1 protein-coding gene is annotated in these 2,582 nt (G+C 46.5%); it reads right to left on the bottom strand.

Annotation, left to right across the window (positions count from 1 at the left end):
- Positions 1-2,582, bottom strand: a 2,582-nt coding sequence (locus BC659_RS16725; RefSeq protein WP_162847301.1) for a beta strand repeat-containing protein, incomplete at both ends; no start/stop codon positions are given.

Here is a 2,582-nt window from a genome sequence, read left to right as displayed (position 1 = left end):
GCTGTTGTAGCTGTGATCGTACTGATGTTCGCTAAGTTCGTAATTGAGTTCTGTGCTGATGTTGACAGACTACCACTCAAAGTTCCTGCACTGATTGTACCGGTTGCAGTGATGTTCTGGATATTCGCCAGGTTCGTAATACTATTCTGTGTACCGGCGTTCAGCGTAGCACTGATCGTTCCGCCTACGATATTGCCCGTTACAGTGATATTATCAAAGGTACCACCCGTGCTGTTTACACTTGTTGCACTCACCGTTCCCGCACTGATCGTTCCCGTGATGCTGATATTCGTTAAACCCGTCAGGTTCGTAATATTCGCTGTTGTGATGTTCGCTGTTGTAGCTGTGATCGTACTGATGTTCGCCAGATTCGTAATTGAGTTCTGTGCTGATGTTGACAGACTACCACTCAAAGTTCCTGCACTGATTGTACCGGTTGCAGTGATGTTCTGGATATTCGCCAGGTTCGTGATACTATTCTGTGTACCAGCGTTAAGTGTTGCACTGATCGTTCCACCCACGATATTACCTGTTACAGTAATATTATCAAAGGTTCCACCCGTGCCGGTCACATTTGTCGCACTCACCGTTCCCGCACTGATCGTTCCTGTGATGCTGATATTCGTTAAACCCGTCAGGTTCGTAATATTCGCTGTTGTGATATTCGCTGTTGTAGCTGTGATCGTACTGATGTTCGCTAAGTTCGTAATTGAGTTCTGCGCTGATGCTGACAGACTACCACTCAAAGTTCCTGCACTGATCGTTCCGGTTGCGGTGATGTTCTGAACATTCGCCAGATTCGTGATCGTAGCCTGTGTACCAGCGTTAAGTGTTGCACTGATCGTTCCACCTACGATATTACCTGTTACAGTGATATTGCTGAACGTACCACTCGTACTGTTTACTGCTGTTGCATTCAAGGTGCCTACCTGAGCTGTACCTGTGATGCTTAAGTTGGTAAGACCAGTCAGGTTCGTAATATTCGCTGTAGTCAGGTTCGCTGTCGTAGCAGTAATCGTACTGATGTTCGCTAAGTTCGTAATTGAGTTCTGCGCACCTGTACTTAATGATCCACTTAAAGTTCCTGCACTGATCGTACCTGTTGCAGTGATATTCTGAACATTCGCCAGGTTCGTAATACTATTCTGTGTACCGGCGTTCAGCGTAGCACTGATCGTTCCGCCTACGATATTGCCCGTTACAGTGATATTATCAAAGGTACCACCCGTGCCGGTCACATTTGTCGCACTCACCGTTCCCGCACTGATCGTTCCTGTGATGCTGATATTCGTTAAACCTGTCAGGTTCGTAATATTCGCTGTTGTGATGTTCGCTGTTGTAGCTGTGATCGTACTGATGTTCGCCAGATTCGTAATTGAGTTCTGTGCACCTGTACTTAATGATCCACTCAAAGTTCCTGCACTGATTGTACCGGTTGCAGTGATGTTCTGGATATTCGCCAGGTTCGTGATACTATTCTGTGTACCAGCATTCAAAGTAGCACTGATCGTACCACCTACGATATTACCTGTTACAGTGATATTATCAAAGGTTCCACCCGTGCCGGTCACATTTGTCGCACTCACCGTTCCCGCACTGATCGTTCCTGTGATGCTGATATTCGTTAAACCTGTCAGGTTCGTAATATTCGCTGTTGTGATGTTCGCTGTTGTAGCTGTGATCGTACTGATGTTCGCCAGATTCGTGATGCTGTTCTGAGCACCTGTTGACAGACTACCACTTAAGGTACCTGCACTGATCGTTCCGGTCGAAGTGATGTTCTGGATATTCGCCAGGTTCGTGATACTATTCTGTGTACCAGCATTCAAAGTAGCACTGATCGTTCCACCAACGATATTACCCGTTACAGTGATATTATCAAAGGTTCCACCCGTGCCGGTCACATTTGTCGCACTCACCGTTCCCGCACTGATCGTTCCCGTGATGCTGATATTCGTTAAACCTGTCAGGTTCGTAATATTCGCTGTTGTGATGTTCGCTGTTGTAGCTGTGATCGTACTGATGTTCGCCAGATTCGTAATTGAGTTCTGTGCACCTGTACTTAATGATCCACTCAAAGTTCCTGCACTGATCGTTCCCGTAGCGGTGATGTTCTGGATATTCGCCAGGTTCGTAATACTATTCTGTGTACCGGCGTTAAGTGTTGCACTGATCGTACCACCCACGATATTACCTGTTACAGTGATATTATCAAAGGTTCCACCCGTGCCGGTCACATTTGTCGCACTCACCGTTCCCGCACTGATCGTTCCTGTGATGCTGATATTCGTTAAACCTGTCAGGTTCGTAATATTCGCTGTTGTGATGTTCGCTGTTGTAGCTGTGATCGTACTGATGTTCGCCAGATTCGTAATTGAGTTCTGTGCTGATGTTGACAGACTACCACTCAAAGTTCCTGCACTGATTGTACCGGTTGCAGTGATGTTCTGGATATTCGCCAGGTTCGTAATACTATTCTGTGTACCGGCGTTAAGTGTTGCACTGATCGTACCACCCACGATATTACCTGTTACAGTGATATTATCAAAGGTTCCACCCGTGCCGGTCACATTTGTCGCACT

It is taken from the genome of Sediminibacterium goheungense (genome assembly GCF_004361915.1).
Taxonomy (GTDB): Bacteria; Bacteroidota; Bacteroidia; order Chitinophagales; family Chitinophagaceae; genus Sediminibacterium; species Sediminibacterium goheungense.
Note: the sequence above shows the minus strand (reverse complement) of the source record. Positions and strands in the feature narration are given on the sequence as shown.